Consider the following 986-nt stretch of genomic DNA (forward strand, 5'->3'; position numbering starts at 1 on the left):
ATGAGTTTTGAAGAGATAGCTAAAGAACTTAATCTTAGCGTGACACGCGTTCATCAAATCTATACTGAAGCTCTTAGAAAGTTAAAGAGTCCTAAAAATAAAGACAAGTGGATGGCTATCTTTGAAACGATTGACTTAATCAAAAAAGAAAAAGCAAAGAAAGAAAACTTAATACAAGGAGAGAAAAAATGATACCAATGATTAAAGGTGAGAAAGCTGATTATAGTAGAAGTCTTTTTGAAGTAAGAGGCGTAGGGATTTATTACAAGCAAAGTGGAGTGTTTGTAGATGTTTTAAAAGGAATTTATCCTGATTATATTGCAAAAAAAATCATTCGTTTTCATTTGGGTAAAAAGCTTAACAAAAGTGCTTAAATTAAAGCACTTTATAGAAACCTCGCCTTAACGGCGTCGCTTCGCTGGATTTGATTAAGTTTTTTAAAACTTAAATTTATTTAGAAAGGGAAAAATGCAGTTAAGTTATTATTGTTTTAAAGATAGAAAAAAAAGAAAAATGCCTTTAGATACACCATTAAATACTAAAAATTTTAAACTTAAAGATAAGCTTGGTTTAAACATAAAAGAACAAATAGAAATTTGTAATAAATATGGGATTACTCACAAGCTTTATGTGAAAAGAAAAGAAAAAGGTTGGAGCTTAAAAGAAATTTTAGAAACTCCAAAAGGAGACAAGCGTTTTAAATATATTATTATCGATGATATCAGAAGAAACAAACAAGCAGTTAGCCTAAACAGTCATAGTAAATTTGGTAGAAATGTTTTACATTTAGGAAATATGAGCAAAAAAGCTAACTTGCATTTTAAATATTCAAAACTTGATCATCTAGCCTTGCAAAATAATTTATACCAAGATAAAAATGGAGTAATTAAGGCGTATTAGAAAATTTAACAAATCTACTAAGGTGGATTTGATTAAGTTTTTTAAAACTTAAATTTATTAGAAAGGAAAATTCATGGCAATAGTTT

General features: G+C 27.8%; 3 protein-coding genes. All 3 read left to right on the forward strand.

Features of this window, described 5'->3' with window-relative positions; translation table 11 throughout:
• The 3 genes from AJ886_RS08045 to AJ886_RS08055 all read left to right on the forward strand — a co-directional run bounded on the left by AJ886_RS08045 (position 1) and on the right by AJ886_RS08055 (position 900).
• Positions 1 to 192 carry a sigma factor-like helix-turn-helix DNA-binding protein gene (locus tag AJ886_RS08045; protein ID WP_002795448.1) on the forward strand — a complete coding sequence of 64 codons (192 nt, stop codon included), beginning with the start codon at positions 1 to 3 and terminating at the stop codon, positions 190 to 192.
• Entirely contained in the window at positions 189 to 374 is a 186-nt protein-coding gene (locus tag AJ886_RS08050) for a hypothetical protein (RefSeq protein ID WP_057980536.1), read from the forward strand. The genes AJ886_RS08045 and AJ886_RS08050 overlap by 4 nt, the downstream gene beginning before the upstream one ends.
• 94 nt (positions 375 to 468) lie before the next feature.
• A complete protein-coding gene (locus AJ886_RS08055; protein WP_002865075.1) occupies positions 469 to 900 on the forward strand; it encodes an SA1788 family PVL leukocidin-associated protein in 432 nt (143 codons plus the stop codon).
• Positions 901 to 986 lie beyond the last annotated feature (86 nt).

This window comes from Campylobacter sp. BCW_6465, from assembly GCF_001762815.1.
Taxonomy (GTDB): domain Bacteria; phylum Campylobacterota; class Campylobacteria; order Campylobacterales; family Campylobacteraceae; genus Campylobacter_D; species Campylobacter_D jejuni.